The organism is Phytoactinopolyspora endophytica, assembly GCF_004138495.1.
GTDB classification, from domain to species: domain Bacteria; phylum Actinomycetota; class Actinomycetes; order Jiangellales; family Jiangellaceae; genus Phytoactinopolyspora; species Phytoactinopolyspora endophytica.
The window spans coordinates 450,375-453,371 of the sequence record NZ_ML142849.1; the positions used below are offsets into that span (position 1 = coordinate 450,375).

A 2,997-nucleotide genomic window follows, 5' to 3' on the forward strand; every position below is an offset into this window, starting at 1 on the left:
GGACACATCCACGCCCGGCCCGGGCGCCCGGGCCGGGCGCCGGGAGTGGCTCGGGCTGGCGGTGCTGGCGCTGCCCACACTGCTGATGTCCGTGGACATGAGCGTGCTGTATCTGGCCCTGCCGCACCTGGCCACCGACCTTGAGCCGAGCAGCACACAGATGCTGTGGATCATGGACATCTATGCGTTCATGATCGCGGGCTTTCTGATCACGATGGGTACGCTCGGCGACCGGATCGGCCGCCGCCGGCTGCTGCTGATCGGCGCGGTGGCCTTCGGCGCCGCCTCGGTGCTTGCCGCATACTCGACCAGCGCCGGTATGCTCATCGCCGCCCGCACCGTGCTCGGGATCGCCGGCGCCACCCTGATGCCGTCCACCCTGGCTCTGATCAGCAACATGTTCACCGACAGCAAGCAGCGGGCGGTCGCGATCGCGGTGTGGATGAGCTGCTTCATGGGCGGCGCCGCACTCGGGCCGGTCGTCGGCGGGCTGATGCTGCAGTGGTTCTGGTGGGGTTCGGTGTTCCTGCTCGGAGTGCCGATCATGGTGACGCTACTCATCGCCGCACCGGTGCTGCTGCCGGAATACCGTAACCCCGAGGCGGGACGTCTCGACCTGTTCAGCGTGGCCCTGTCCCTGGGCGCCATCCTGCCGTTCGTCTACGGCCTCAAGGAGCTGGCCAAGGACGGCGTGGGCGCGATGGCACTGGTCACGCTCGCCGTCGGCGCGGCGGTCGGTGTGGTGTTCGTCCGGCGCCAGTTCCGGCTGGACGACCCCTTGCTGGACCTACGCCTGTTCCGAAGCAGCGTCTTCAGCACGGCGCTGGGCGCGGTCATGGTGTCCACGTTGGCCATGGGCGGGATGTTCATGCTCGTCTCGCAGTACCTGCAGTTGGTGGCCGGGCTGTCCCCCCTGGACGCCGGTCTCCTCCTGGTGCCGCCGTCGGTCGCGATGATCGGTAGCACGATCCTCGCGCCGGCCCTGGCGCAACGGTTCGGCCGAGCCGTCGTGATCGGCGGCGGCATGCTGGCCGCCGCGGCCGGGTTCGCCCTGCTGACGCAGGTGGGCGCGTCCGGTGATCTGCCGCTCGTGGTGATCGGCCAGTCGATCGCGGCGACGGGTCTCGGCCCTGGCGCGGCGCTGCTGACCGGCATCATCATCGGGTCGGCCCCGAAAGAGAAGGCAGGGTCGGCGGCCGCGGTATCCGAAACCAGCGGTGAGCTGGGGATGGGCCTGGGCGTCGCGCTGCTGGGCAGCATCACCACCGCGGTGTACCGACGCCAGCTCACTGTGCCCGACGGCATCTCCGACACCGCCGCCTCGGCCGCCCGTGACACCCTGGCCAGCGCGGACGCCGCCGTTCAGGAGATGTCGGCCCAGGCTGCCGCCCGTCTGCTCGACCCCGCGCGCGACGCGTTCACTCAGGGCATGTCCACCGCTGTCGGGGTCGGCGCCGCAGCGACCGCGGTCTTCGGTGTGCTGGCGATCCTTCTGCTGCGAAACGTGTCCGCGGCGCCGGACCCGCACGCCGACGAAACGCCCGAACCGGTCGGATAGGAAGCCACACGACCGTCACGCATGGCGGGCCAGGAGCGCGCCGATCCGCCGCGCCGCGGTGAGCGCGACCCCGTCCTTGCCTAACGGCGCCAGCACCTGCACGCCGAGCGGAAGCCCCGCGGGACCGGCCAGTCCGGGGACGGACACCGCGGGGGTGCCGAGCGCGGTCCAAGCCCGGCAGAGCAACGGGTCGCCGGTCCCCTGCTCCCGCAGCGGTGCCTCTCCCAACACGCTCGGCGCGAGCAGGACGTCCACCGGCGTGAAGACGTCGTCGAGCAGTTCCCGGCAGTGCCGCACATGGGCGCGCGCCGCCTCATACGCCCAGGTGGAACGGTCACCCGCGGCGAAGACCTCCCGCAGACGGAGGCTGAGCTGGTCGGCGTACCTCGCGCGCTCATACCCGAAGACCCGGCTCACATCGACCAGCATGAGATGCGTCTGCGCCTCGGAGAGCCCGGCGAACGGGGCGGGCAGCTCGACGTCGACGACGTCAAGCTCCGTGGCCACCCGTTTCACGGCTTGCTCGATCCGGGAGCGGCTCTCGGCCGGGATGAGACCCCACTCGTGGGTGCGCGCGAACCCGACCCGAATCCGCTGCGGCGGCTCCGAAACGTCAGGCTGCGCGTCGTCGGCCATGACTCGCAGTGCGTGTTCCGCCCCGGCGACGTCGCGGGCGAACACGCCGACCGTGTCGAGCGACGGCGCGCAGGCTTTGACTCCCCGCGTCGGCACCGCTGCGAAGGTTGGTTTCACCCCGAAGACGCCGCAGAACGACGCCGGACGGACGATCGAACCGGCTGTCTGGGTCCCGAGAGCCAGTGGGATGGTCCCGGCCGCGACCGCCGCCGCCGAGCCGCTCGACGAGCCTCCCGGGGTCCGGCTCGGATCGTGCGGGTTGGTCGTCGGGCCGGCCTGGAACAGTGCGAACTCGGTCGTCACCGTCTTGCCGATGACGACCGCACCGGCCGCACGCAGCCGCGCCACCACCTCAGCGTCGTCGGCCGGCCGGTAACCGGCGTAGATGGGTGAGCCATACTCCGTGGGTTGATCCGCGGTGTCGATGATGTCCTTGACGGCGACCGGGATGCCGTGCAGCGGACCGCGTTCTCCGGCCGGGAGCGCGTCCAGCTCCCTGGCCCGTTTCAGCGCCAGGTCCCCGTCGAGATGCGCCCAGGCCCGCAGTGTCGTCTCCTCGGCCTCGATCGCGTCCAAGCAGGCCACAGTCAACTCGGCAGCGCCGAGGCTGCCCGCGCGCAGCAGCTCGACAAGGTCCGCGACCGGTCGGCCCGGAAGATCACTCATGATTCCATCCCCGCTATCGTGCGGCCCAGTGGACCGACGTCGACGTCGCGCCGAGGACTCGGCCGCGACGGCATCGACGGCCCGCGTCCTACCGGCGCCGCCCGCCGATCCACGCTCCCACGGCGACACCGGCCAGC

The 2,997-nt window shown here is 71.2% G+C and carries 2 protein-coding genes; one reads left to right on the forward strand and one right to left on the reverse strand.

The features are described 5' to 3' along the window. The first annotated feature begins 55 nt into the window (after nucleotides 1-55). On the forward strand, nucleotides 56-1,558 hold the full coding sequence (locus ELR45_RS02030) for an MFS transporter (protein ID WP_420813793.1): 1,503 nt from the start codon (nucleotides 56-58) through the stop codon (nucleotides 1,556-1,558). A 15-nt stretch (nucleotides 1,559-1,573) separates the two neighbouring features. On the opposite strand, the gene ELR45_RS34395 is transcribed toward ELR45_RS02030, so the two are convergent. Then, the gene (locus ELR45_RS34395; protein ID WP_165367394.1) at nucleotides 1,574-2,860 is read right to left on the reverse strand and encodes an amidase; all 1,287 of its coding nucleotides are present in this window, start codon (nucleotides 2,858-2,860) and stop codon (nucleotides 1,574-1,576) included. Nucleotides 2,861-2,997 lie beyond the last annotated feature (137 nt).

Bases quoted from the DNA above. Each gene is read 5' to 3' on its own strand.
- ELR45_RS34395 (WP_165367394.1), bottom strand. From the start codon at position 2,860: ATGAGTGATCTTCCGGGCCGACCGGTCGCGGACCTTGTCGAGCTGCTG.